At 50.5% G+C, this 26,290-nt stretch carries 17 protein-coding genes; 13 read left to right on the forward strand and 4 right to left on the reverse strand.

Annotated features, from left to right (window positions below; all coding sequences use genetic code 11):
- Window positions 1-2 precede the first annotated feature (2 nt).
- The 12 genes from DQG23_RS13370 to DQG23_RS13425 all read left to right on the forward strand — a co-directional run bounded on the left by DQG23_RS13370 (window position 3) and on the right by DQG23_RS13425 (window position 21,482).
- Window positions 3-3,038, forward strand: coding sequence for a heparinase II/III domain-containing protein (locus DQG23_RS13370; RefSeq protein ID WP_113031346.1), 3,036 nt, complete (start codon window positions 3-5; stop codon window positions 3,036-3,038).
- Between the two features lie 9 nt (window positions 3,039-3,047).
- A complete protein-coding gene (locus tag DQG23_RS13375; protein WP_113031347.1) occupies window positions 3,048-6,677 on the forward strand; it encodes a heparinase II/III domain-containing protein in 3,630 nt (1,209 codons plus the stop codon).
- A gap of 122 nt (window positions 6,678-6,799) precedes the next feature.
- Window positions 6,800-8,431: a type 2 periplasmic-binding domain-containing protein gene (locus DQG23_RS13380; protein ID WP_113031348.1), complete on the forward strand. Its 1,632-nt coding sequence runs from the start codon at window positions 6,800-6,802 to the stop codon at window positions 8,429-8,431.
- 145 nt (window positions 8,432-8,576) lie between these two features.
- On the forward strand, window positions 8,577-9,527 hold the full coding sequence (locus tag DQG23_RS13385; protein WP_113031349.1) for an ABC transporter permease: 951 nt from the start codon (window positions 8,577-8,579) through the stop codon (window positions 9,525-9,527).
- A gap of 289 nt (window positions 9,528-9,816) precedes the next feature.
- A complete protein-coding gene (locus DQG23_RS13390; protein ID WP_475110755.1) occupies window positions 9,817-10,485 on the forward strand; it encodes a carbohydrate ABC transporter permease in 669 nt (222 codons plus the stop codon).
- 15 nt (window positions 10,486-10,500) lie between these two features.
- Window positions 10,501-11,316, forward strand: coding sequence for a hypothetical protein (locus DQG23_RS13395; protein WP_113031351.1), 816 nt, complete (start codon window positions 10,501-10,503; stop codon window positions 11,314-11,316).
- 60 nt (window positions 11,317-11,376) lie between these two features.
- The gene (locus DQG23_RS13400; RefSeq protein ID WP_113031352.1) at window positions 11,377-12,696 is read left to right on the forward strand and encodes a neutral/alkaline non-lysosomal ceramidase N-terminal domain-containing protein; all 1,320 of its coding nucleotides are present in this window, start codon (window positions 11,377-11,379) and stop codon (window positions 12,694-12,696) included.
- Window positions 12,697-12,816: 120 nt separating this feature from the next.
- The gene (locus DQG23_RS13405) at window positions 12,817-14,031 is read left to right on the forward strand and encodes an ROK family transcriptional regulator (RefSeq protein WP_238177885.1); all 1,215 of its coding nucleotides are present in this window, start codon (window positions 12,817-12,819) and stop codon (window positions 14,029-14,031) included.
- A 716-nt stretch (window positions 14,032-14,747) separates the two neighbouring features.
- Entirely contained in the window at window positions 14,748-17,534 is a 2,787-nt protein-coding gene (locus DQG23_RS13410) for a heparinase II/III domain-containing protein (RefSeq protein WP_158560463.1), read from the forward strand.
- Window positions 17,535-17,950: 416 nt separating this feature from the next.
- Window positions 17,951-18,907, forward strand: a complete 957-nt coding sequence (locus tag DQG23_RS13415; protein WP_113031355.1) for an ROK family protein — start codon at window positions 17,951-17,953, stop codon at window positions 18,905-18,907.
- 28 nt (window positions 18,908-18,935) lie between these two features.
- Window positions 18,936-19,667 carry a sugar isomerase domain-containing protein gene (locus tag DQG23_RS13420; RefSeq protein ID WP_158560465.1) on the forward strand — a complete coding sequence of 244 codons (732 nt, stop codon included), beginning with the start codon at window positions 18,936-18,938 and terminating at the stop codon, window positions 19,665-19,667.
- 42 nt (window positions 19,668-19,709) lie between these two features.
- On the forward strand, window positions 19,710-21,482 hold the full coding sequence (locus DQG23_RS13425) for a ligand-binding sensor domain-containing protein (RefSeq protein ID WP_113031357.1): 1,773 nt from the start codon (window positions 19,710-19,712) through the stop codon (window positions 21,480-21,482).
- A 104-nt stretch (window positions 21,483-21,586) separates the two neighbouring features.
- Here the strand turns inward: DQG23_RS13425 and DQG23_RS13430 are convergent, their stop codons facing one another.
- From DQG23_RS13430 to DQG23_RS13445, 4 genes are all read right to left on the reverse strand, one after another.
- Window positions 21,587-22,600 (reverse strand): TIGR03943 family putative permease subunit, encoded by a 1,014-nt coding sequence (locus DQG23_RS13430; RefSeq protein WP_113031358.1) that lies wholly within the window; start codon window positions 22,598-22,600, stop codon window positions 21,587-21,589.
- An 88-nt stretch (window positions 22,601-22,688) separates the two neighbouring features.
- Window positions 22,689-23,804 carry a permease gene (locus DQG23_RS13435; RefSeq protein WP_113031359.1) on the reverse strand — a complete coding sequence of 372 codons (1,116 nt, stop codon included), beginning with the start codon at window positions 23,802-23,804 and terminating at the stop codon, window positions 22,689-22,691.
- Between the two features lie 327 nt (window positions 23,805-24,131).
- A complete protein-coding gene (locus DQG23_RS13440; RefSeq protein WP_113031360.1) occupies window positions 24,132-24,386 on the reverse strand; it encodes a hypothetical protein in 255 nt (84 codons plus the stop codon).
- A 208-nt stretch (window positions 24,387-24,594) separates the two neighbouring features.
- Window positions 24,595-25,392, reverse strand: coding sequence for an IucA/IucC family C-terminal-domain containing protein (locus DQG23_RS13445; protein WP_113031361.1), 798 nt, complete (start codon window positions 25,390-25,392; stop codon window positions 24,595-24,597).
- Window positions 25,393-25,561: 169 nt separating this feature from the next.
- Between DQG23_RS13445 and yidD the strand changes: the two genes are divergently transcribed.
- Window positions 25,562-25,801 carry a membrane protein insertion efficiency factor YidD gene (gene yidD, locus DQG23_RS13450; RefSeq protein ID WP_238177877.1) on the forward strand — a complete coding sequence of 80 codons (240 nt, stop codon included), beginning with the start codon at window positions 25,562-25,564 and terminating at the stop codon, window positions 25,799-25,801.
- Window positions 25,802-26,290 lie beyond the last annotated feature (489 nt).

Consider the following 26,290-nt stretch of genomic DNA (forward strand, 5'->3'; position numbering starts at 1 on the left):
CGATGGGAAGTCCGAAACAGAAAAGCACCTATTACACATCGGAAAAAATAGCGTATGCAAGAAGGAACATCGCAAAGTACGAATGGGCTCGGCGAATGAAGGATGCTGCCGTACAGGAAGCCGAATCGTTTATGGCGAACGGCATGGAGTTTTTATGGAAAAGCGTGACGCCACAAACGCTGCCTAGGGGCATCAGAGTACATATGGAGCTGGGCTCTCCGGTAACCGGAGCGCAATTCTTGAAAGAATACGGCACTTACGGCTGGCAAGGAAACCCGTTAACGGAGCCGTGGAAGCTGACCGATCCGAGCAGCGGCTTCACATTTCCGACGAATGATTTTGGAGCCTATTATGAAAGCGGTCTGGACGAACATGGGATATTCCGGAAAGGGCTGGCGGATCCGCGTTATTTGGTCAACGAGCTGTATCCGGACAAAGGCGCAAGCTGGGGAGTGGACGACGGCTTCGGCTGGATTGACGAAGAAGGCCAAAAATGGACGTTCATCGCTTATTATAACCACTGGTATTTATGGTATGGAGCCGGCGCGCTTTTTCCGAAAGCGCTTAAAGCATTTCGCGAAGCTTACTTGTACACTGGGGAAATGAAGTATGCGGCCCCGGGAATCGTTCTGCTCGACCGGATCGCCGACGTGTATCCGGATATGGATTCATCGGTATACAAATGGGATGACTGCTATGCAAATTCACACGGATTGACCGGTAAAGGCAAAGCGATCGGATGCATTTGGGAGCCTGGCCTTGTTTGGGAATTTATAGCCGCTTATGATGCTTTTTTTCCGGCTATGGAAGATCCGAACGTTGCGGCATTCTTAAGCGATAAGGCCTCGCGGTATCGATTGAGCAATCCGAAAAACTCGCCGCATGATGTACGAAGGAACAGCGAGGACGGAATCGTCCGGCAAGTGTTCCCTTCCATTAAAGAAGGACAAATCCGCGGCAATTTCGGAATGCATCAACGTGCGCTGGCGATGGCGGCGGTCGTGCTGGATGACCCAGAAGCTAGCAAAGAATGGGTCGAGTGGATCTTGAGCACGGGGGGCTTGGTTTACGAACCGGAGCTGCGAGTTACCGGCGGAAATGTACTGTCGACGCTGGTCGACGAGGTTGACCGTGACGGCTTCGGAAACGAAGCTTCGCCTACTTATAACACCATTTGGCTCGATCAGTCCAAAGCGGTTGCCGAAATATTGGAGCAAATCGACCCGGCAAGCGATTCCAATCTTTACAGACACGTCAAATTCAAAAAGTTTTTCGACAGCCGTTATCCGCTCATCGTGCACCGTAATTATACGCCGACCATCGGAGATACCGGCAAAAGCGGAAATCCGCTAATTATCGGAACGCGTGCTGAATATATTCTAGCCTACGAAAAATATAAAGAACCGGTATATGCGCAATACGCCCATTTCCTCAACGGAAGCCGCATCGAAGGCATACAGGGCAGCATTTTCTCCGAGGATCCTGAGCAAATTACACGCGACATTGCAAGCGTTATCGAGGAACACGGACCGATGAAGTTTCCGAGCAGACATTTGTCGGGGTATGGGTTTGTCTCGTTGAGCGAGGAGACGGACGACAAGAAGGAAGATTCGATGCGCGGATTGTGGATGTATTACGGCCGCAACACCGGACATGGGCACCGGGATACGCTGAATATCGGACTGCACGCCTTTGGCATGGATCTTATGCCGGATAACGGCTATCCCGAGACGGCGGATTATGCCCCTAAACGTTTGCAATGGGTGCACAATACGATCAGTCATAATACGGTCGTCGTGAACGAATCGAAGCAAAACGAATCATGGGTGGGAATCCCCCATCATTACGACGGCGAGAGCATGGTCAAGCTGATTGACGTTGAAGCGCCCCGCGTGTATCCGCTTACCACTTTGTATAGAAGAACAGTTGCGTTTATTCGGGCGGACGACACGCATTCTTATGCGGTCGATATTTTTCGGGTCAAGGGGGGACAAAATCACCATTACAGCTTCCATGGAGGAGAAGGGGAAGTAAGCGTAACGGGGTTAAACTTGCAAAAGCAAGCGACAGGTACGTATGCGGGGCCGGATATCGCGTTCATCGGCAAAATCGGAGAAACGGCCAAAAATTATCAGGGAAGCGGCTTTCAGCATCTGTATAATGTGGAACGCGACGATGCCCCTTCCGATTCGTTCAGCGTAGATTGGGCGATAAAAGATACTTGGGGAGTTCGCGGCAAGGAGGATTCCGCAAGCGTTCATCTCCGCCTCACGATGCTCGGCCAGGTTCACGAGGCCGCGATTGCTGACGGCCAGCCGCCGCAAGTTCCGGGTAACCCGAAATCGCTTAAATATATGATAGCCAAGCGGAGCGGCGAGCAGCTGGAGAGCCGGTTCCTGTCGGTTATCGAGCCTTATAAAAATAACCGGTTCATTGAATCGATCGAGTCGGTTCCGATCATCGCCCTAAACGGCCATCATACAGCGGATTCCGAAACGGCTGCCGTAAAGATCGTGCTTCGCAGCGGAAGAACGGATTATGTCGTGAACAGCATTCATCCTGATGTCCGCTACAAAGTCGACGACAAGTTCGATTTCCAAGGCTTCTTCGGCGTTATTTCGGAAATGGACGGCGGCTATACATACGGTTATTTGAATGACGGCGTTATGCTGAGCAAAGCGGACGGGACCGGCATTCGAAGAGATAAGGGCCGCATTGAAGGAAAAATAACCGATTTCACCAAAGAAATCAGCTTCCATAATACGCTGCAAATCGAGATCGACGGCGGTACGGATCATGATATCCATAAGGGTCAGTGGATTTTCGTCAAAAACAATGGAAAGCGAAACGCGGCATACGAGATCAAGTCGGCTGTTAAACGGAGCGAAACGAGCTGGGAGCTTGGAATCGGCGACATTACGCTCATACGCGGGTACCGGAATCCGAATGACTTCGCGGAAGGCTTCGTATATGACGTCCAAGAAAATGATTCGTTTACGATTCCAATAATCGAAGAATACGCGGGCAGCCGGAAGTGAGGTTGTGAAATGTCAGGTCATCAGGAGCAGGTTATATCCGCAGCAAACAAACGGCTGGGGAGCTCGCAAGTCCGATATTACGAAAACTTGCGGGTAACGGTCCCCGAGATCCGGGGCACTGCCGACGACGGAATAAAGAGCGATCCTCTCTGGTCGGAAGGGGGGAAGCTAAGCCCTTTTGTGACGTTTTATGCTTGCCGACCCGCTCATTCGAAAACCGAGGTGGTCCTCGGCTATGACGCAACAAACCTGTTTATCGGCATTAAAGCTTATTTCGCAGACGTTACGAAGGAGCGCAGCGGCGGTCTGGAAATAATGCTGCAGCCTTCTTCGAAGCATGCCAATTACCGCTTAAGCCTTGCTTTACCGTGTGCGGCCAAAAGCGTAAAGGCCGATTTGGGACCGGGTTTTACCGAGCTTGACGGGATAGAGGTAAAAAGTGCGGAGGCCGACGGATGTTATACGTTCAATCTGGCGATACCTTTCAATCGTTTACATGTTCGGGAAATTCGTTCCGGCGATGAATGGGGCATCAATATTATCCGGCATTCGATCGGGGCGACGCCGGCATCGTCCTGGGCGCCGATTCGCCATTCCTATTTTATCGACCATGAATCGTATTATGAGCTTCGGGCTGTAGTATCGGATGAGGGCCGGTTCGGGACGATCGTATTCGGGCCGTTTCACGATTCGGTTCTGCAGGTTGGCGCAATGATATATGTCGGATTTACGGAGAAAGTAATTCTGATCGAATCGGGCGTGGACGTGCCAGACCGGAAGTCGATTATGCTGGAATGGATATCTCCGTCCGGACAGCTGCAAGCGCTCGACCGCTTTCATATTTCCGAAGCTTGCGACGGGTATAAGATCGCATTTTCCCACCCTAAGCCGCTTGAAGAAGGGGTGTATAAGCTTAAGTTGACTCTTCAAAAAGCTGAAGGGAAAGCTGCAGCATCCTCCTTGCTTTGCTTCGACCGAATCGAATTAATCGAAGCGGGCAGCGACGCCTTACAGAATACCGCTTCCAGCCGCTCGTATTCGGCCGAGGCTGAGATTGTTGAGATTGTGGTTGCACCGGAGCCGGCCTCGGAGGAAGTACGCAGGCTGATCGGACTCATACCCGACCGCACGGGAATGACTTTCGTCGGGACGCCGGACAAAGCCGATTTATGGCCCTATCAGCTCTACGACTGGCAGGACAGCGATCCGCAGCGGATGAACAACGTAAAGAGCACGTATGTATACCCCAATGCGCGCTATACGGAAAATCGCGAATTTACGTTGTTGAATCCGAAAGGCGAGCATGTCAGCTATCCGTATTTTGAGGACGAGCGCGGCAAAAGGTTTTTTTTATCGGCGCATATATGGTCGCGGAGTCGCGCTTACGTTCTTGAAGAAACCGATAAGCTTGCTACGTCGGATCCTTTGGGGGCGGCAAGGCTGCTGTACCATTTTGCCCTGAAGTATAGCAGCTATTTTCCCGTTTACGACTATCCTTGGCTCTGCTATCCGCTCGAGAAGGAGGCGGGAGCTCCATATCCGTATTGGGGAGGCCTCTGGAACAGGTGGTTTTACATGGATCTGTATCAGCTGAGGCATTTGTTTAACGCATATGGCAAGGTCGTGCGAACGAACGCTTTTCAAGTGCTTACGGAAGAGACGGGGGTAGACGTCCGTACGCAGATTGTCGATCAAATGTTTTTGCCCTCTGTACATTTTGTAAGAACGTACCCGAACATGAATACCAATATGGATTTCGCGAATTGGATCGGCCTAGCGGCTTTGGGTAAAGCGTTAAACGAGCCGAAGTATATCCATGAAGTGGTGGAACGGCTGAGAGCCTTCTGCTCGAGCCAGTTTCTGTTCGATGGCTTCTGGAAGGAGGTTACGCTTTCCTATCATAAGCAAATCATGGTCGGCATCAGGAAGGTGACGGACGAGCTGCTGGGGTGGAGCGATCCGGATGGATACGTTTCGCCGCGCACAGGCGGCCATATCGCTGGACTCGATATGGAGAAAGAACTTTATTTTATCAAACAAGCTGAACGCTTGCTTGACGATGTGGCTTTCCCGAACGGACATGCACTGCCTGTGACCGACACGTGGGCTTATGACAAGACGGAGACGCCGAATCTTGAAACCGGTTCATTTCTGCTGCCGGCGGCCGGTATCGTCAAAATGACAAGAGGCATCGGCGCCAATCAAATGCAGACGTATGTAACCTTCGTTCCGAAATATGGCCACAACCATCTCGATCCGCTAAACTTGGTCGTGTTTGCGCACGGACAGGAGCTGTTGGCCGATATCGGCTACACCCATACGAAATACCGGTACGCGACGGTTTCCACAATCGGCCACAACACGGTTGTCGTTGACGGGGCCGATATGCGTATCGACGAAGGGCTGGATGGCGGGAATATCGAAGTGTATACGCCTGCCGATCGAATGCTGCAGGTCGTTCGGGCAAGCCAGCTTAACGCTTATTCCGTAACGGAGCGTTACGACAGGGAAGTGTGGACGATCGGCTTTGCTGAAGGAGAAGCTCATGAGGCCTATGTACTGGACATCTTCCGCGTTGCCGGCGGGAATCGGCATGAATATTCGCTTCACGGCAATGCGAACGCCGAGTCTTTTTTCCGAACCGGCCAAACTATGCGTCCGTACGGGGATACGATGCTTCCGGCAGGTGCAGATTATGTGCTGCCGTCCGTAGAATCGGAAATCGGGGATGCCGGAGACTTTTATACCGGGTACATGTTTATTAGAGAGGTGTGCAGCACGGCAATCGTGGACGGTACTTATGAAGCAGAGCTTGTTGCGAAGGAAGGAGAAGACGCCGAGCGCTTACAGTTGCGCATTTTTGGGAATGCCGGTGAAGGAGGGAGCGAGCTGTTTTTCGGCAAATCGCCTTCGCTCAAGGGAACCCGCGTCGATCGTCAGGATACGAACGATTTGGCGGAACAATATTTTGTTCCTCAGCTGATTGTCAGAAGAGAAGGTGAGGCGCTGCAGAGCACTTTTGTCACTTTGCTGGAGCCGGTCGGCCGCAATAAGCAAGCGCAAATCCGGAAAATGGAGGTGCTTCGTTATAACGATGCGAGCTTCGGCGATGCAGTCGTATCGATTCATTACGGGAATACGACCGATATTGTGCTGAGCAGTGGAGCAGCAAACTGCGGACAGCTCGTATTCGGGGATATTCGCTTGCAAGGGAAAATGGGCTTTATCAGGATGGAAGGAAGCCGTGTAAAGCAGATGATGCTGGTCGGAGGAACCGAGCTTGCAGTCGGACAAACAAGTCTTGTCGGCGCCGGGACGCTAAAAGGCTGGATTTGTGCCGTGCTTCGGCGCGGACACAATCACGAGGCCAATGCTTTTATAGTCGATATTCCGGTATCCGAGCAGTTTATCGGAAGCCATATCATTGTTGCGCATCCGGACGGGAAGACGCACGGTTATTTGATTCATGCAATTCGACCCGTACAAACGGGAACGCTGCTTGACATCTGTGACATGGATCCCGGTTTTACGCTTTCGGATGACGGCAGCTCGGAGATGAACTATTTTCCTCATACCAAATGGACGGGGAAGCATGCGTTCCACATCGATTCCGTCGTTCATTTCGTCGGGAGCGGTTAAATATTTTTTTGCGAACAGTTAGTTTTGTTTTGAAAATAACCTATTGACATTGTCGTTCTACCGGAAGTAAGATAAGAAGCGTACTCGAGAAAACGCATACATCAAAGGAGGGTTTTCACATTATGTGGAAAAAGAAAAAAGCGCTGTCAGTAAGCTTAGCTGCTGTCCTGTCAGCGTCCGTATTGGTGGCAGGCTGCGGCAAAACCGAAGGGGAAACCGGTGCGAGTGATGGAAAGGAGCCTGCCAATAAACAGCAGGAGAAGATCAAGCTTTCGATGTTTATGTCCAATTCCGGATTGAAGCATCCGGACGGCATTGTGCCGAACGAGAACGAGTTTATCAACATCATCAAGGATTATGCGAATGTCGATCTTGACCTGGAAGTGCCGAATGCGGCGGACGAGGCTACCAAGCTCAACTTGCTGCTCGCTTCAGCAAATTTACCGGATATCTTACATAGCCGGAGTATCGAAGCAACGTATGATGCAGCCCGTCAAGGAGCATTTATCGATCTGCAGAAGTATTATGACAAGTCGCCGATCGTTCAGAAATACATTACTCCCGAAATGATGGAGCTGGCCAAGGATCCCCAAACCGGTAAATTGTGGAGAATCCCGATGTCGACGGCGCAAGCCCCGCAAGGATACGGCAACGTCGTTCGAATGGATTTGTTGAAGAAGTACAACGAAGGAAAAATGCCGGAGTCGGTAGAGGAATGGGTGGACGTGCTTCGCAAGCTGAAAAAAGCGGAACCGGAATCCGTACCTCTCAGCAATCGCGTAATCGGCGACTACGGGTTTTCATACGGCGGCAATGTTGTGTTCCAATGGTTTGGCGTTCGTCCTTATAACTTCAGGGTAGAAGACGGTAAAGTTATCAACGAATTCCGTACGCCCGAATTCAAGGCAGCGGTAGAATTGCTGAAGCAGTTATACGGCGAAGGAATCTTGGACAAAGAATTCGCAGCCAAGGATGCGGCGAAATACGGAGTGGACCTCACTCAAAAGAACACGTTGTTGTATTCGGATACTACCGAGCAGCTTATCGGTACCGCTACGGGCCGGCTGGCAAATCCGGATCTGAAAAATCAGCAGCTGATAATGGCTCCTCCGCTGAAAAAGCTTCCTTCGGTCGTGAAGGACGCAAAATATTTGGAAGCGAAACGGTCTGTACCAATCAACACGCACGGTATATACATTTCAAGCAAATCGAAGGATCCGGACAGGGCTTGGAAGGTCATTGAAGGGTTCGCAAGCGACCAGCTGAGAGAATCGATTTTCTGGGGCAAAGAAGGGGAGACATATACCGTCAAAGACGGAAAGCGCGTTCCGGATACGGCGAAATTGAATGATCCGAAACGTTACTGGTCGCTCCAACTGGCCATCGTATTCGGATTCTCGGACGGCCAGGAAGTGAAACAGGCTAAATTGGCGCAAGTGGCGGAGCCGGAGCATTATAAGGCGCTGATGGACAGCCAGATTGCTGCCGACAAGAACGCATTGAAAACCGGTTTCGGCGTAACCTCCTTCATCGATCTGCCGAACGACTTATCCAAAAAATTGCCTGATTCGCGCATGTATATTACGCAAGCTGCGGTTGAAGCGATCATGGGCAAAATTACGATGGACGAGTTCGACAATCGCGTAAAAGGTTATGTTGAGAAGTATGGTGCCATCGACGATTTCTACACGAAGGAAATGAACGGCCGTAAGGACGAGCTTCGCAAGAAGGGCGTTGTCGAGGTAGATTGGTAGAATACGGACAACAGGCATGAGCGGGATAGCAGTCGATAGCCGAAAAAGATGGTGAAGTTGACCTCCTATCGGCTAAGATTGCTATCCTTATCTTAATCTTAAGCCCATCTCATACCGTATGACTCAGCAAGAGGAGGAAGCATGCATGCAAGAAGCGTCAATCAAAATCGCTAACCGGAAATCCGGCGTAAAAAGGAAAAAGGTGCCTAAGAAAACGCTGTTCTCTCTTTATTTGTTGATAAGCCCGGCTATTATTTCACTATTTATTTTCAACTATATTCCAATGTACGGCGTTATCATTTCGTTCCAGGATTACTCGGTTTACAAAGGTTTTTTCGGCAGCGACTGGGTCGGCTTCAAACATTTCGAGTACTTTCTCAACGATCCGAAGTTTTGGTCGGTTATGGGAAATACGATTCTTTTGAACTTTTACGATCTCGTCTTCGGTTTTACAGCCCCGATTATTTTCGCCTTGTTGGCTAACGAAATTTACCATAAGTATGCCAAAAAAATATTTCAGACCATTTCGTATTTGCCGCACTTTTTATCGTGGGTCGTCGTCGCGGGCGTGTTTTATCAGATGCTGTCCCCGACCAGCGGCTTATTCAACTTAATGCTCACCAAAGTGTTCGGTATGGAGCCGATTTACTTTATGGCGGAACAAGGCATGTTCCGATCTATCGTCGTTATTGCTGATATTTGGAAAAATGTCGGATGGTCGGCTATTTTATATTTTGCAGTCATTGCCGGCATCGATACGCATTTATACGAGGCGGCCTGGATGGACGGCGCTAACCGCTTTCGTCAGGCGATTTACATTACTTTGCCCGGCATGATGCCGATGATCGTGCTTCTGCTCCTTATGAAGCTAGCGACTATTTTCGGAATCGGCTTCGAGCGTATCTTTTTGTTCCAAAATCCGTTGGTTTACGACGTTTCAGAGGTCATCAGCACTTACGTTTACCGAATCGGTTTGGAAAAGGCGCAGTACAGCTTGACAACGGCTATCGGACTTATGCAAAGCGTACTTGGCTTCTTATTGCTGGTCGGCTCTAATAAGTTGTCCAAAAAAACGGTCGGACTCGGTCTGTACTAATAAAGTCAGCAAGGGAGGGGCATATATGCATTACAGATCCACATCCAGAATCATTTTTCAATTTTTCAATTATTCGTTCTTTATTTTGCTGAGCATATCGATACTGGTACCATTCTTGAATGCGATCGCCATTTCGCTGAGCAGCTATGAAAACTTGCTCAAGGGCAATATCGGAATTTGGCCGAAGGGCTTGAATTTCAAGGCTTACACGGACTTGATGAATAACAGTACGTTCGTGCGCTCGTTCTTCAATACGGTCTGGCTTTCACTGGTCAATACGGCTCAGGTCATGATCTGTTCGATCGCGGCCGCCTATGCATTATCCCATAAGCACTTGAAGGGGAGAAAGATCTTATTTACGATCATTCTGATTCCGATGTTTTTCGGAGGCGGCTTGATCCCGACGTATTTGCTCGTCAACGGTCTTGGTCTGAATAATACGTATTGGGCTTTGATCCTGCCTAACTTTGTCAGCATTTCGATGATCATCATTTTTAAGAACGTTATCGACCAGCTTCCCAAGGAGCTGATGGAATCGGCCGAAATGGACGGCGCAGGCGAAGTGAGAATATTATTCAGAATCGTCCTGCCGCTAGTCTTGCCGATGTCGATGGCATTCACTATATTTAACTTAGTAGGCTACTGGAACGAGTGGTTCAACGTCTTGCTCTATATCCGCGACAGCAGCAAATGGACCTTGCAGTTCCAATTGCGGGACATTCTCGTCAATTCGGCGATGGTAACAAGCAGCGACTCATCGACGCTTGCCGACAACCAGAAGACGCATCCGGAAAATTTGAAAATGGCGGCGCTCATGATTACCGTCTTGCCGATCATTATGATCTACCCTTTTGTACAAAAATACTTTATTCACGGGCAATTCGTTGNCATTATGATCTACCCTTTTGTACAAAAATACTTTATTCACGGGCAATTCGTTGGCGCCGTGAAAGGTTGATTGCAGGAGGACATGATGAAAGCGATAACTGTTCCTACATGGTATTACCGGCATTTCGGCGCAGACCGGAGCCTGGATGTACCGGCTGAAGGTTACGGCGGCTGGAATAAAGCCGATTTGGAAATGGATGCCGACCGGACGGCCCTCGTCGTCATGCACGCATGGGATTGCGGTACATGGGATGAGTATCCCGGTTGGCATCAGGCGGTCGAGTATATCCCGAGATCGTATGACATCTGCAAACGGGTGATGCCCGGCTTGCTTGAAACGGTGCGATCGAACAAGATGAAGGTTTATCATGTCGTTCGCCCGAACAGCGAATATTACAAAGGGCTTTCCGGATATTTAAGAGCGCAATCAATGACCTCCGTAAGGGAAGAAAGCTTCGATCGGATCGAGCAGGATCCTGTCATGGCGCGGATGTTGCGCTTTAAAAGCGAGTTTTCGTATCCGGGGGAAGCGAATAAGGCGGATATTATTCGCGGTCAAGCGGCAATCGACTTTCCGGAGGAAGTGAGGCCCGTCGGAACGGAAGGTATCGCGGAAAACGCAGATCAATTGTTTGCCCTCTGCAAAGAGGACGGGGTCAATCATTTGATCTATACCGGCTTCGCCATTAATGGCTGTCTGATTACCTCGCCTGGCGGAATGCTGGATATGCAGAAACGAGGGCTGCTGTGCTCTGCGATCCGGCAAGCTGTAACGGCTATAGAGAACAAAGAGACGGCGAGAACCGAGCAAGCCAAGGAGCTCGCATTATGGTATGTTGCGCTAATGTTCGGTTTTGTCTATGATTTGGACGACTTGTTGAATGCAATTTCGCTTGAGTAGCCGAAATGATTCAATAGACGATGGCACGACAATGATTCTATTAATGAGGGGGCCACGCTCATGTCCATTCTGTTAGGCACCGCCAAAGTTGATATAACGCCAAAAATCCCCGTCCCGCTCGCTGGCTTCGAGTCGAGAAGAAAAGATGGGAGTGCAGGCGAAGCATCCAATCGGCTATACGCTCGCATTTTCTACTTCCGGCAGTCGGGAGGCGAAGGGAACAAAACGGACGCCCTGCTGGTAACCGCAGACCTGATTTGGTGGGGGAGTGACCGTGTTCCTGCTATTAAGAAGCGAATCGGTCAATTGTACAGTATTGCCGAGGAAAACATCCTGCTGCACGCAACCCATACTCATTCGGGACCACAGACGAGCAACCTTTTTACGTCTTATCTGGGAGAATCTGATCCGGCATATTTGGAGCAATTGGAGGATGCCTTGATGGAAGGCATTCATCAAGCGGGCTCTAGCATGGAGTCTGTACGGATGGAGCAGGGAGCCGGAGAATGCAAACTCGGCATAAATCGCCGACTTGAGGTGGATGGCGAAATGACGCTGAGCCCGAATCCGGATGGTATCGTCGATTCCGAAGTAAAAATCATCCGCTTTGTCACCGGCGCGGAGCTTCCCAAAGCTATGTTTGTCCATTATTCTTGCCATCCCGTCATCACCAGGGAGAACCGGTTTTCATCGGAGTTTTGCGGCATCGCGGCCGATTATGTCGAGCAATCGATGGGGAACGGCTTCGTTTGCGGTTATTTGCAAGGCTTTTGCGGAGATACGAACCCGGGGCGGAACGGGGATTTTTGGTTCGGGTCGAATGACGATGTAATTGCGGCAGGGCGCATCTTGGGACAAACGGTGATGGAAATTGCCGATTTTCCGATGCAGCCGCTTAAGTCCAGTCCACTGGAGGTCAGAAATTTGACCGTATTGCTTCCGGTTCGGCACAATCCTTCCGAGAGGGAGCTCGAATCCATGCTGGACGAGCCGGATGTTAAAGCCGAATGGAGCCGGCTGCTTTTGACGTATCCGGAACGCAATCGGCAGGCAATCCCGTTGGAAATGACTTTTATGCGTCTGGCCGAAGGCTTCGCCCTGCTTTCGGTGAATTGCGAAATCGTTGTGGAATACGGCATATATTTGAAGGAAAAGCAAAACGGCCAAGTTATACCGCTAGGCTACACCAACGGCATGTTCGGCTACGTGCCTACCGCAAGGCAAATCGCCGAAGGCGGCTATGAAGCGAAAGAGTCCGCTTACTATTTTTCGATTCCTGCCGGCTTCAAGGATGAAATTGAAGATAAGATCAAGACGGCAATGGACTGTCTGGCGGAAAACATGGATTATGCCGGGGCCGTTGGAACCGCAGGGAACTGATAGAAAAGCACAAAGAAAAATATACATTTTTGACATTAACAGTGTCAGCGTTTACAATCAAGTTGATTTCATTTGTGAAAAAAATAAATCATGCAGGAGGCGGGGGAAGATTTGAGCAAAATGATGCCGGGAAATGCCGGCTTGATGCGGGATATCAATCGTACCAATGTGATGGAGCTGATTCGGACGCAAAGCCCCGTTTCGCAGGCGGATATGGCCAAAATCATGAACCTGCAGCCTTCGACGGTACTTCGAATCATTAAAGAACTGGAAGCGGAAGGCTTCATCTATCAGTCCGGGATCGGTCCCGTCAGTCCGAAAGGCGGACGTAAGGCGGGGCTATGGACATTGAATGCCGAAGGTGCATTCGCGATCGGGGTCGACCTCGGCGCAGAAGAAATCATTACGCTGCTTGTCGACCTGACGGGGAATATTGTCGATCGCGTATGCGTGCCAAGTCCTTCCGGCGAGTCGTCCGAAACGGTTATGGACACGGTAATCGGATCCATCGAACAAGTGCTGGACAAGCATCGTGACATTGCCGGCCGAATCATCGGAATCGGCATAGGGCTGCCGGGGCGGTTCGATCGCGACAACGGGATTTCGCGATATGCGATGAATTTCCCCAATTGGCGGGATGTCCCCGTTGTGCGGATCATCGAGGAACGTTTCGGGCTGCCGACAGAGCTGGAAGGCGATATGAAGCTGATGGCGCTCGGCGAGAAATGGTTCAGCGAAGGCGGAGGCGCCAAAAACATTTTATGCATCGGGTATCGGCGCGGTATCGGCCTCGGCATCGTCATCAACGGGCAGATCGTCCAGGGCAGGAACGATATTTCGGGCGATTTGGGCCATATCGTCGTAAATCCGGACGGTAAACAATGCCATTGCGGAAGGCGGGGATGTCTCGAAGCGGTTGCCAGCGAATCGGCCATTCTCGAATGGCTCACGGAATATATTAAACGAAATGGCGTAGCCGTCTTCGACGGGATCATCAACTCCGCGGACGAAGTCAGCATGCATAATGTATATTTGGCGCTTAAAGAAAATAATAGGCTGGTCGTAGACAGGGTGAAGGAAAGCGGCAAGTTTTTGGGGCGCGTCCTAAGCGATCTGGTACGTATTTTCGACCCGGAAACGATTATTTTCGGAGGTAAAATTTTAGAAGCGACTCCCGTCATGCTCCAAACGATTAAAGAAACTTACGAATCGGAGCAGCCAAACTATTCGAATGAATTCCCCGAGATTTTGTCGTCCAAGCTTGCGGATAATTCAATTGCGCTTGGTTCTGCCATTCTAATTCTCTCTCAGTTATTTCAGGTTGCGGAACGATAAGTGACATAAGTATAGTTGAAAGATTCATAACCGTGGTGCGCTATTGCCAGCCCCTTGCCAGGATTTAACCCGCTCAGCGAAGCCGGATTTCCAGAAAGGGGCTTTTGGCGTTTCGTTCGTTATATCAAGTCAAAGGCGCCGGAATATGAAACGCAGCAGGGCACTTCGGCTGTGAATTATAGTAAGCGTATACAAACCAGAAAATAAGCGGTATATCGATGAGGTTTTCGTTGACAGATACTAGCCGCCGATATACACTCAAGGTATGTTTTATTTAAAAAGAAACATATTTACGAAAGTAAGTTAGCAGTCTGTTTGACTAAGAGAGGAGAGCCAAATCATTTCTATGGAAGCAGCACTGGTGCTTGACATAGGGGGGACGAATTTAAAAGCGGGTATCGCAGATCGTGATGGTAACATGCTTCATTACGCCAATACGCCTGTCGTATTAGGGCGAGTCCAAACAGCAATAGGAAAGGATGATTCTTATGACTAGCGGCACAAGTCTTAAACAGACACGCACTTATTATACGGATGATAAGATAACAAACGCTCGTAGCAACATTGCTCGCCATTCCTGGGCGAAAGAAAGAAGCCGACAGGCGATTGAAACGGCCGATCATTACTTAAAAAAAGATTTTGAATTTCTTTGGAATCTTGTCACCACGCAAAAACTGCCTCGAAGCTGCGGCGTAAACCAGATAATGGGCTGCCCCGTGTGCAAAAAAGAAATCGATCGCTTCGGCAATTATCCCTGGAAAGGCGATCCGCTCGAGCAGCCCTGGAAGCTGACGTGCCCGAGCTGCCAATCGATATTTCCTTCCAACGACTTCGGCTCCTATTATAAAAGCGGTATTGATGAAAACGGATTTTTCAACCCGGAAGCCGCCGACAGGAGCTTATTGAAAAATACGTTATACCCCGACAAAGATGAAAATTGGTGCGTAGATGACGGGTACGGCTGGCTAGATCCGGAGCAGAATAACCGTGAAACGCGCCGATATACGTTTATCGCTTATTACAATCACTGGCTCTTGTGGTACAGCGGAGCTGTTGAAAAGGCCTTGAACGCTTTTTCTGAAGCGTACCTGTACACGAATAATCCTCGGTACGCCGCAGCCGGCATCATTTTGCTCGACCGCATCGCAGACGTTTACCCAGATATGGATTCGTCGGTTTATTTATGGGAGGACGGATTTCGAAATTCGCACGGATTAACCGGATTGGGCAAAGTCATCGGATGCATCTGGGAAACAATGCTTGTAAAAAGCTTTACGCTTGCATATGACGCTTTATTTCCTGGAACGGACATCCCGGACGTTCTGTCTTTCTTATCCCGCAAAGCCCAAATGTATCAAATGGCCAATAAAAAAGAGTCCGCAGCTGCCATTCGCCATAACATCGAACAGGGTATCGTGATGCAAATCAAGCCTGGAATTGAATCCGGACAAATTTCGGGCAATGTCGGCATGCATCAAAGCGCGCTTGCTGCAGCAGCCGTTGTACTCGACAATGCCAAATTGACGAATGATTGGGTCCCTTATATGTTTAAAACCCATCCAGGCCATCCTGGAAGAGGTAAAGGCAACATTATGAAAATCCTTGTGAACGATGTCGACCGGGACGGACATGGAACAGAGGCGTCGCCAGGCTACAATCATATTTGGCTGTCTCAATTAAAGCTTGTCGCTGATGTGCTCAGCGGACAGGGGACATCCGCCGCTTTCGATCTATACGCGTATCCCAAGTTCCGAAAGCTGTTCCATATGCCGTTTCCATATGTATTGCTCGAGTCTTACACGCCTTCGATCGGGGATACGAAAAGAGCCGGAGACCCGGGTCTTGTAGGCGCTATTCAGACGTATGTATCCGGATTTGCCAATACAGGCGACCCGCTCCTTGCGCAGTATGCTTATTTACTGAATGGGAATAAATGGGACAATTTGAGCGGCGATATGTTTTCGGATAATGAAAAGATTGTAGAAGGCATGAAAAAAGCGATAGACGAGTTCGGACCGTTCCATTCGGGAAGCACCAATGTGACCGGCTACGGATTCACAGGCCTTCGAGACGGGAAAGGAGACTCCGCACGCGCGTTGACGTTATATTACGGGCGAAATACCGGACACGGGCACCGCGATACGCTTAATCTCGGTTTATACGCGTTCGGGCTCGATCTTAGCCCCGATCATGGATACCCGAGCTTTGCGGACGGCAATTATGAGAGAGTGCACTGGACGAATAATACCGTCTCCCATAATACGGTAGTGGTTAATCGCTCCACCCAAGCCGATCAAGTGGTCGGTATTCCTCATCATTACGCGAATGACGTAAGAGTCAAGCTGATCGATGTCGAAGCGCCGAAGGTTTATCCTGAAACGCAGATGTACAGAAGAACTGTCGCAATGATCAAGATTGATGAAACCGATTCGTATTACATCGATTTTTTTCGGGTAAAAGGTGGTGAGGAGCATCATTACAGCTTTCATGGCGGAGAAGGGGAAGTCGCCACCGAAGGGTTGAATTTCATCAAGCAAGCTTCCGGCACCTATGCGGGTGAGAACGTTCCCGTCGCCGATAAGGGGTATGACGAAGTCTCGGAAAGCGGATTCAATTACTTATATCATGTGGAGCGAGCCAACCTGCCGCAGGGAAGCTTCAGCCTCGATTGGAGCATCAAGGATACTTGGAAAGTAAAGCCGGTAGAAGAGGACATCCATCTCAGGATAACCATGCTTTCAGATGTACATGAAGTCAGCCTTGCGGACGGGCAGCCGCCGCAAAACAAGCCGGGCAACCCCAAAAGCTACAAATATGTGCTTGCCCATCGCAAAGGAAATAACTTGGAAAGCCAATTTGTTTCCGTGATGGAGGCTTATAAGGAAACGCGGAAGGTGCAAAGCATTTCGGCAGTTCCTGTCAAAGCGGACGGCAAGATTGTACAAAGCACCGATGTTTTTGCGGTTAAAGTCATGTTTGTTAACGGAAGAACGGATATTATCGTGAATGCGCTGAACCCGGATGTGGTGTATACGATTGAAGACCATATTCGATTTCAAGGTTTTTTCGGCGTTTGCTCGCTCGCCGCAGAACGTCCTGTATACGGTTATGTGTGCAACGGGACTTTGCTTCAGGCCGGGGAGAAGGTCATGATCAGGGAGGCTAGCGGGAACGTGTCCGGCAGTGTCGTCGGGTTTACAAAAGACATGTCGGCTGAGAATCAAATCACCGTTCGATTAAACGGAGTGACCAATGCAGACACGTTGGCAGGAAAATATGTTTACATCCAAAACGACGGCATTCGAAATGCGGCTTATGAAATCAAGGATGTTAAAGTCGATGCGGGGACGGATAACGGATTCGTGTTGAATATCGGCGATATCACGCTGATCAGAAGCTGGGTGGATGAATTTGATTTTTCCCGTGGTTATGTTTATGACGTTCATGAAGGCGACTCGCTGTCCATACCGCTTTGCTACGAATGGGGTACGCTCAATTCATAAAATGTCCCTTTTGGTTACAGCCGATATGCAAGCATGCCGGTGAGGATCATGGAGTTATTCGCACATGGAAAGGCGGATGTTGACCTCGACGAATCGCTGAGTATTAAACATGGAGATAAGATACGGCTTTCCATGCATAAAGAAAGTAATTTCCGTGTAACGTCGAGTCATTAAAAGAAATTTGCCGCACGGCAGCTAGCCCTTTAAAGTACAGGAAAGACTGCTTTTGGAGATTTCGGCCGTATTTGGGTAAACGCATACAATACACAAAATAAGCGGTTATATCGATGAGGTTTTCGTTGACAGATACTTGCCGCCGATATACACTCAAGGTATGTTTTATTTAAAAAGAAACATATTTAAAAAGGGTAAGTTAGCAGTCTGTTTGACTAAGAGAGGAGAGCCAAATCATTTCTATGGAAGTAACGCTGGGACTTGACATAGGGGGGACGAATTTAAAAGCGGGAGTGGTGGATCGCGAAGGTAACATGCTTTTGTACTCCAATACGCCTGTCGAGCACGACAGTCAAGGGAGCGTAAGCATCGACAGCATCGCCGGATCCGCTAGGAAGCTGCTCGAGCAGCTTCCTTCAACCTGCAGGGTCGTCGGCGTCGGCATATCGACACCCGGCTTGCTCGACACGGAAGGCGGAATCGTACATTACGCCATCAATCTGGGCTGGAGCGATTGCCCGCTCGGTCCGCTTCTGAGCGAAAAGCTTCAGCTTCCGTTCGTGCTTGAAAGCGATATCGCAGCGGCTGCGGTTGGTGAACAACGAATGGGCAGCGCAAAAAAGTTGAACCGTTTTTTGTTTATTAGCATCGGAACCGGGATCGGAGCCTGTTTTTATTCGGACGGAGCATTTCTAACCTCGCCGCTCGGACCGGTGATGAACATCGGCCACATGAGCGTGGATTACCAAGGGATTCCGTGCGGCTGCGGGAACGTCGGCTGCCTGGAAAAGTATGTATCCAGCGCCGCCATGGTCGCGCGCGCGGAAAGAGAGCGCCGCTTCGAACCTACGCTGATCAATGAAATGCTGGAGTCCGGACACAGGATGGGCGTGCAGGTTATCAACCAGGCCGCATTAAACGGCGATCCGCTGTCGGTTCGTATTTTATCGGAGGCGGGCGTGCATTTGGGAGGCGCGATCGTAAACCTCGTTCAGTTAATGGGGCCGGGCGATATCATCGTCGGCGGCGGGGTGAGTTTGTCACGCGAATTTTTTATGGAATCGGCCAGACGGACGGTCAAGAACAGACTGAACTCTTATTATTTGAAGTATCTGAACATCGTGAATGCCGAGCATCCGGGAAAAGCGGGCGTATACGGAGCAGCGGCTCTTGCTTTCCGTTTTTCGGAAAATGAATGAACGATTATCCAGTAGAGGAGCTAATATTATGGTTATGAAAGCTTATTTCGATGTCGTTAAAAATCTGGTGAGCAAAATTGAAGAAACGCAAAGCGCAACGATCGCGCGCCTTGCCGAACGTATTGCCGATTCCGTCGAGAAGGACGGCGTTCTTCATATTTTCGGCAGCGGTCATTCCCATATGATCGGAGAGGACGCTTTTCATCGGGCGGGGGGCTTGGCATGCATCAATGCCATGCTCGAGGAATCGCTGATGGAGACGAACTCGGGGAGAGCGACGGTGCTTGAACGGCTTCCGGGTTATGCGGAGGTGCTGATGGCCGGTTACGATCTAAGGGCCGGCGAAGTCATCGTCATCATTTCGAATTCGGGAATTAATGCGGTACCGATCGAAATGGCGTTTGCCTGCAAGCAAAAAGGTCTCTACGTCGTGGCGATTACGAACCTTGATCACTCCAAGCAGGTGCAATCCAGACATTCGAGCGGCAAAAGACTGTTTGAAATCGCCGATGTCGTGCTGGACAATTGCGGCGTTTTAGGCGATGCGGAAATCGGGCTGGACGGCCTGGAGCAAAAAATCGGACCGACGTCGACGCTTTCCGGTGTCTTGATCATGCAACTGCTGATCGCGGAGATTACCGGCATTTTGCAGTCCAGAGGGATAACGCCGCCTGTGTTTCTCAGCCAGAATTGCAGCGGAGGCGACGAGCATAACGAGAAATTGGTGGAGCGTTACAAAGGGCGCGTAAGGTACTTGTAAAGCCGAAGCACTTCATTCCAATCCGCAGGGGGCGATGAGGCCATGTTTAAAGACTTGGGTGCGCCGATCCGAGAGGGCGCCGTTCTGGGAAATGCGTATGTCGCAGGTCCCGACAAGCAGGATGTCATGAATACCGTCTATATTTCCGTTACGCAATATGAAGAATCGGTACTGCTCGTTACGTATAACGCCGATACGAAGGAAACCAAACAATTCCGTGCCGAGAATTTACCGGACATTCCAAGCAAGCAGGGGGCTTGGGGGATCGCGCTTGACGGGAATCGGGTCTATCTGGGAACCTACTACAAAGGCCATCTGCTCAGATACGATATCGAATCGGAGCGGATGACCGATCTGGGTAACGCGGTAGATGGAGAAGAATACATTTGGTCTCTTGCTTACGACGGCAGGGGGAAGCTTTACGGAGGCACCTATCCGGGCGGAAAACTGTTCGTTATGGACACGGAAACGGAAGAAGTGACGGATCTCGGACGGTTTGACGAAGAACTGGCCTATTGCCGATATGTCGCCATCGCAAACGACGGCAGAGTCGTCGCTTCTCTCGGGTCGGTTCATGTGAAGATCGGCATTTACAACCCGGCTACAGGTCATAAGCAGCTTCTCGATTTTCCGGAAAATGTTACCGGTTTTGCATCCATGCATCAGGATGACGCTGGAGACATTTATTTCAGAACGGCAGCGGGTGCGGTTACATACCGGCTTGAGGGAGATAAGCTGCTCCCTGCGGACAAGGAACCCGAGCCCAAATCGATCCGGTTGTCCGGCAACCGGACGTTAAAGGCGGTAACGAATCACTCCGTCACAATCGCGAACGATCAGGGAGAGCAGGAAGAGGCGGAACTGAAATATACGTCTTCCGGCCTTATGATGTGGATGGTTCATAAAGGTCCGGATGAGCTCATTTATGGAAGCTCCGCACTGCCTTTAAGGATGTTCCGTTATGACCCCGGCACGGAGGAAAGCGTGAACATGGGGAATCCTTCCGTTGCCGGCGGCGAAATATACTCGATGGCCAACAAGGACGGCAAGCTGTACATCGCGAGTTACCCCGGATGTCCGATCAGCGTGTACGACCCGGCAAAGCCTTGGGATTTCGGTCATGAGAGTCATCACAATCCAAGACATATCGGCCATGTTGGGGAAAGGCAAAATCGTCCGACCTCGATGATCGCGGGAGAGGACGGGAATCTGTATATCGCGACGATTCCGGATTACGGCGAAGTTTCGGGATCACTGGCCAGACTGAATCCGGATTCTGGTACGTTTAAGGTATGGAGAGGAATCGCAGGCGAGCATTCCGTCCATGTGCTTGCTTCGATTGCCGGAACCAAATGGTTATGCGCAGGCACGAGCAACGAGGCTGGCGGAGGCGTGCAGCCGCCGGCCGGAGACGCCGTCCTGTTCATTTGGGATATCGAAGCGGAGACGAAACGCCATCAAATATGCCCGGTTCCGGGCGCCCAAAAAATCGTGTCCATTCAATATTTGGACGGACTTGTTTATGGCTTGACAGGCAACGGCGTATTGTTCGGTTACGACTATACAAGCAATCAGGTCGTATGGCGGAAGGATCTCCCCATCCAACATGCGATATGGCCCGGTATGGGGGTTACGAAGGACAAGATCATTTACGGTTCGGGCGAGGGCAAGCTGTTCCGTTACGATATTGCAAAGGACGAATACTCCGTCGAATACGAAGCGAACGGATGGGTGCTCGGCTTTTTGATGGACGAAGCGAGCAATAAAATATACTTTACGCCGGGTGCGAGGCTTTGCAGCTTTGAGATGCGGTAAGCACGCGTTTAGCCGCCGGCGTTCATCGCGCCGCGTCCCATAATAAAATCCCTGCCCGTCGTATGAAGCTGCGGGCAGGGATTTTTGACTTTGCGGAGGGCTGCTTACGGAGCCGTTAAAAAATCGTAATTCGGATAAACATATACATTTTTCGGCTCGGCGATTTTTTCGATTTTGGCCGCTTTGATGACCACGATTTCATTGCCTCCGTAGTTCGTCGTGCCGAGCGTTCCCGAAAGCTTTACCCAAGCGTCGGTCGCAAAGCTCGGCGCACGGTCGTATTCGACCATGACGCCGAAGGGAGCGGCGTCGGCGGAGCAGCACTGCAGCTGGAAGCGGGCGACGACGAATTGATTCGTTTGCATGTCGTCTTCGCGGTAAACGAAGCCGCTCAGCTCGATTTTTTTGCCGACAAACGGTTTCATAAAGAGGTCGATTGCCGACAATGTTTCGATAAAGCCTTCTTCCTTGACGGCAATCGTTTCGAGTCCGTATAGCTTCTTGGCCAGCTTGGCGAAATTTTCCGTGTATTTATCCGCTTTAAAAAGCTCATCCAGCTCTGCTTCGCTTGCCGGTGCTCCCGAATCGCCGTTTGATTTGGTTAACGGGGCGTCGGCACCTGGAGAAACGGAAGGGGCCGGCGCAAGACTTTCGGCGGATTGCTTAGGCGCCGGCTGCGGCTGGTTAGACGGCGTTTCCGCCGTGCTCCCCGTTTGGGCGAAACCGGCGGATTGCGAGACCGTTCCGGTCAAAATCATTCCTTTTTTGGATGCCAGCGCGCTGTTCATCGCCATGTCCGGCGTACTGAAGCCCAACAGCAGAGGGATTGCAAACAGCGTATATGCCGCAAGGTTTTTAAACGGCGAGCGGGAGGGCGTATGGTCGCAGTCGTCGCAAACATCCGTTTTTTTCATCATGGCTCGTATGGCGCTGTAAAGCATGTATACGGCAATAATGTACATGACGATCGCCGAAAGCTTCACATAAACGGTCATCCTCGGCGCTATATAATAAAGCAGGTGCCCGGTTTTGGACAAATACAGGATGTACAAGGAAAAACCGAGAAATATGGCGGCGCGAAGCCAATAATGAAGACTGATCCGGATATGTTCTTTCATTGCGTTCACTCCTTGCAAAGGGAAGATTAACCGAGCGAGCCCTTAAGTTTCGTATGAGAACGGCGCTCGGCTGCAGACGATTGTTCGGTTAGAAAAAGAGCTGGCTCCATATGACGGAAGCGGCGAAAACGATAATGGCGATTGCCGCAATAAACAGGAGCACGAATTTGGCGCGGAAGGCCGACAGCAGCATTAATGTGCTTTTCATATCGATCATCGGGCCGAAGACGAGGAAGGTCAGCAGCGAGCCGATGGAGAAGGTGCTTACGAACGATGCCGCGACGAAAGCGTCCGAAGTCGAGCAGATGGAAAGTATGTATGCGAAGCCCATCATAAACAGATGCGAGCTGTACTCGCCTTGGCCTACCGCAGATAAACTGTCGCGCTCCAAAAACGTCTGGATGGCTGCTGTAAGCATGGCGCCGAAGATCAAATATTTTCCCATGTCGAACAACTCGCCGGCGGCATGCTGGAGGGTTGAAGACATTTTGCCGATAAAGCCATGGCCGTGATGATCATGCACATGTTCGTGCCGGCGATCGTTGTCATGTTGGTGAGAGTGCTCGTGCCGGCTCGTTTGCTTATGTTCATGACCGTTTTTGCGGCTATGTTCATGGTGAATATGTTGATGGTCATGCATCGCTTTACTCATGGCGCCGGTCCGTAAGGGGTTCGTTCTAACAAAGCGGTAAACGAGAAATCCGATTGCCGCGGCGACGATGAAAGCAAGTCCCATCCGCGAGTATACGAGCTCCGGGCGCGAGCGGAACGCCATCCATGTAGCGACGAAAACGACCGGATTGATAATCGGTCCTGCGGCAATCATAACCGCCGCGATATAAAGCGGCATTCCCTTTTGCAGCAGCCGGCGGATGATCGGAACGATCCCGCATTCGCAGATCGGGAAGATGACGCCTAACAGGCAGGCGAACAAGATGCCGAGAATAGGATTTTTGGGAATCATCCGCCGTATCGTTTGTTCGGAAACGAATAGCTGCAGGAGGGAAGAGACGATTACTCCGAGCAAAATAAACGGCAGCGCTTCGAGTACGATGCTGATGAACAGCGTTTTGAACGATTGCAGCCCTGCGCCTTGAAGAGACGTGAGGTCAGGCACGCCCCGCGTCGAGGCGATAAGCCATAACAGCAGCATGCATAATAAGGCGATAAAGGGCGTTCCATAGCGGTAAACGAATGAGGGCACAATGATTCTCCTCCCACAACCCGAACGGTATCCGCGAGTAGAGCAAGCTTAAACGGATATCGAAGGGTTTAATCGGAATAATTACGATATATACAAGCTATTATAGCGTATGCACCGGTTTAAAGATATAGGACAGCCGTTTTCATGCCGCAAACAGGGATAAACGGCAACCGGCGGCATTAACGCTTACGTTTGACTAGATTTAGAGCCGCTTCTACGAAATGCTTAATGAAAACAAGAAAAAACGGCCCTCATTGAGAACCGTTTCGCCGTTTCGCCGTTTCGTGAGCAAAGTTGCGCTTCGCCCTGTATTTGCAGATGCTGACATCAATGTAAACATTCATGTTGAGTGCTGCCCGGCGCATCGTTCAAGTATGGACCTTCATTCGGGGAAGGTTGAAACGAACGCTCCAATTGAAGGGCGAGGCTTAAAAACTGCTCGGACGACATCTGTCCGATCCCTTCCGTATAAAGCCGGCACAGCTCGTCGAAATCGCGGTTTTTGGTCATCCTGTAAAAAGAGAGCCGCGGATAATCCGGCTTTATGCGACGTATGATCTGCTTCTTATGAAACGGATCCATCTGGTTACCTCCGAGGTCAAGGCGCGAAAAACGCTACAGCAGGCAACAGCTTGCATGCGCGGAACGACAGGCGGGTTGTGCATACGCGGAAGTCTTTATCGCCTACGATCGTTTTCGGCCGTATCGGTAGCCATTATCGTCGGTTTTCGATGAATTTATGCGCCGCTCCCAAGAATATCGGAAAATTTATGTTAACGTATGATGGGGATTATGTCTTTTGCGCGAACCGGGTGAGCCTTGTTTCATCATCGATGCGCGGACATGTTGTGCAGCTTACGCCGTCGTTCAGAAGCAAACGCAAGCAGCAGGTGTTGCGGATGCGAAGCGTTTCGCAAGCTTGACCGGGATGCGGGATGATCCGGTTGCTAACGGCAAACGGATTGCCGCTTTTGCGGCCGAAAACATAGCCGGGAGCCGTCTCGGTAATGTAACGGTAATCGTCCTGCAATTGTTGCCTTGCCGTTTCGTCCGCCGTTTTCAGCCATTCTTTATAGAAGTAATGAATGTAGACGACGGCATTTTCCCACATCGTTTGTTTGGTCAGCTTCACGGCAGAGGCGAGGACGTCAAAAAACGGCCGAAGCCCTTCTTCGAACAATTGCCGGCATGTTTGCTCCCGCCAAGCGGCCCTCGCTTCGGCTCCGCCATCCGGACAATCGGTCCAACTCGCGTCGATAAGCATCGGAGCGATCCCTTTACCCTGCGGCAATAGCAGCTCGATATTGGCGAGGGAGCCGTTCAGCGAACGGTTCCAGCCGCTCATCGCGTACAGAACGCCGCAAAGCGCCCGGGATAAATACTTGATGCACATGGAAACGGCAACCGCTCTTTTTTTCGTTTCGAAGCCCTTGCACATGGCGTCAATAAACGCTTGCAGCGTTTCCGGATCCGCAAGTTTACTTCCGGGTCCGAACCGCTCGAACTTGTCGTCGTATTCGAAAAGCAGCTCGAACGTATACTCGATTTCCTGCTTCATTTTATGGATATCAGGACTTTGACTAATCACGAATCGATCTCCTGTTCATAGCGTTTTTTTATCAGTTTACGGTCTGCGATAGCTGATGTCAATGAATATGATATTCATTCTCACGAAATTGACGAAAGCAAGATTTTGCGTCATCATTAGTAGGAAGAAGATTACCGTTTCGAGAGCGGAACGGAAGGAGCCTCGCGCCATGCTGCGAAAAGCCGTTAAAGCACCCGTGTTGTTTTACAGAAAATTCATATCCCCGTTGAAGCCGCCGACCTGCCGGTTTTATCCGACTTGCTCGGCATACGCGCTTGAAGCGATCGAAACGCACGGTGCGCTCAAAGGCTCCTGGCTGGCGGCCGTACGCATATGCAAATGCCATCCTTTTCATCCGGGCGGCATCGATCATGTTCCGCCGGCGAAGCCCGCCAAGCGTCACGGTTAAGTGATACGCCAATGCAGGCGGTATCGTTGAAACCAATAGGGCGAATCGGCGATCCGCCTTCGCTCAAGCAGACTTGACACATACCAGCCGATTTCGGTATATTCTAAAGTATATGGAAGCATTTGCACGCATACGGAATCGATCTCTTGATTTTGAAGCGGGCTGCCTTTCGACGAAATTCAATAACATGTTCAATGATGGGATAAGTACTTCGCATAACCTATCGCAGAGAGCCGGGGCAGCTGAAAACCGGCATAGGGGAGCGGCGGAAGATGGTCCCGGAGATATCGTTTGCGAGCGATAGCCGATTTCGGATTCACAAGTTTCGCTTAGTGCCGGGGGAAGAAGCTTTGGCGGAAGCGTGAACGGTTGTGAAAGCCGGCGGCAGGCAAGCGGACGACGCATTCCGGCGTTATCGGACAGTCGAACAGACTGGCAAAGCCCCGTTCTCGCAAGATGCGGGGGAATTTGGGTGGTACCGCGTGAGCT

Source organism: Paenibacillus contaminans, assembly GCF_003285015.1.
In the GTDB taxonomy this organism is placed as follows: domain Bacteria; phylum Bacillota; class Bacilli; order Paenibacillales; family NBRC-103111; genus Paenibacillus_V; species Paenibacillus_V contaminans.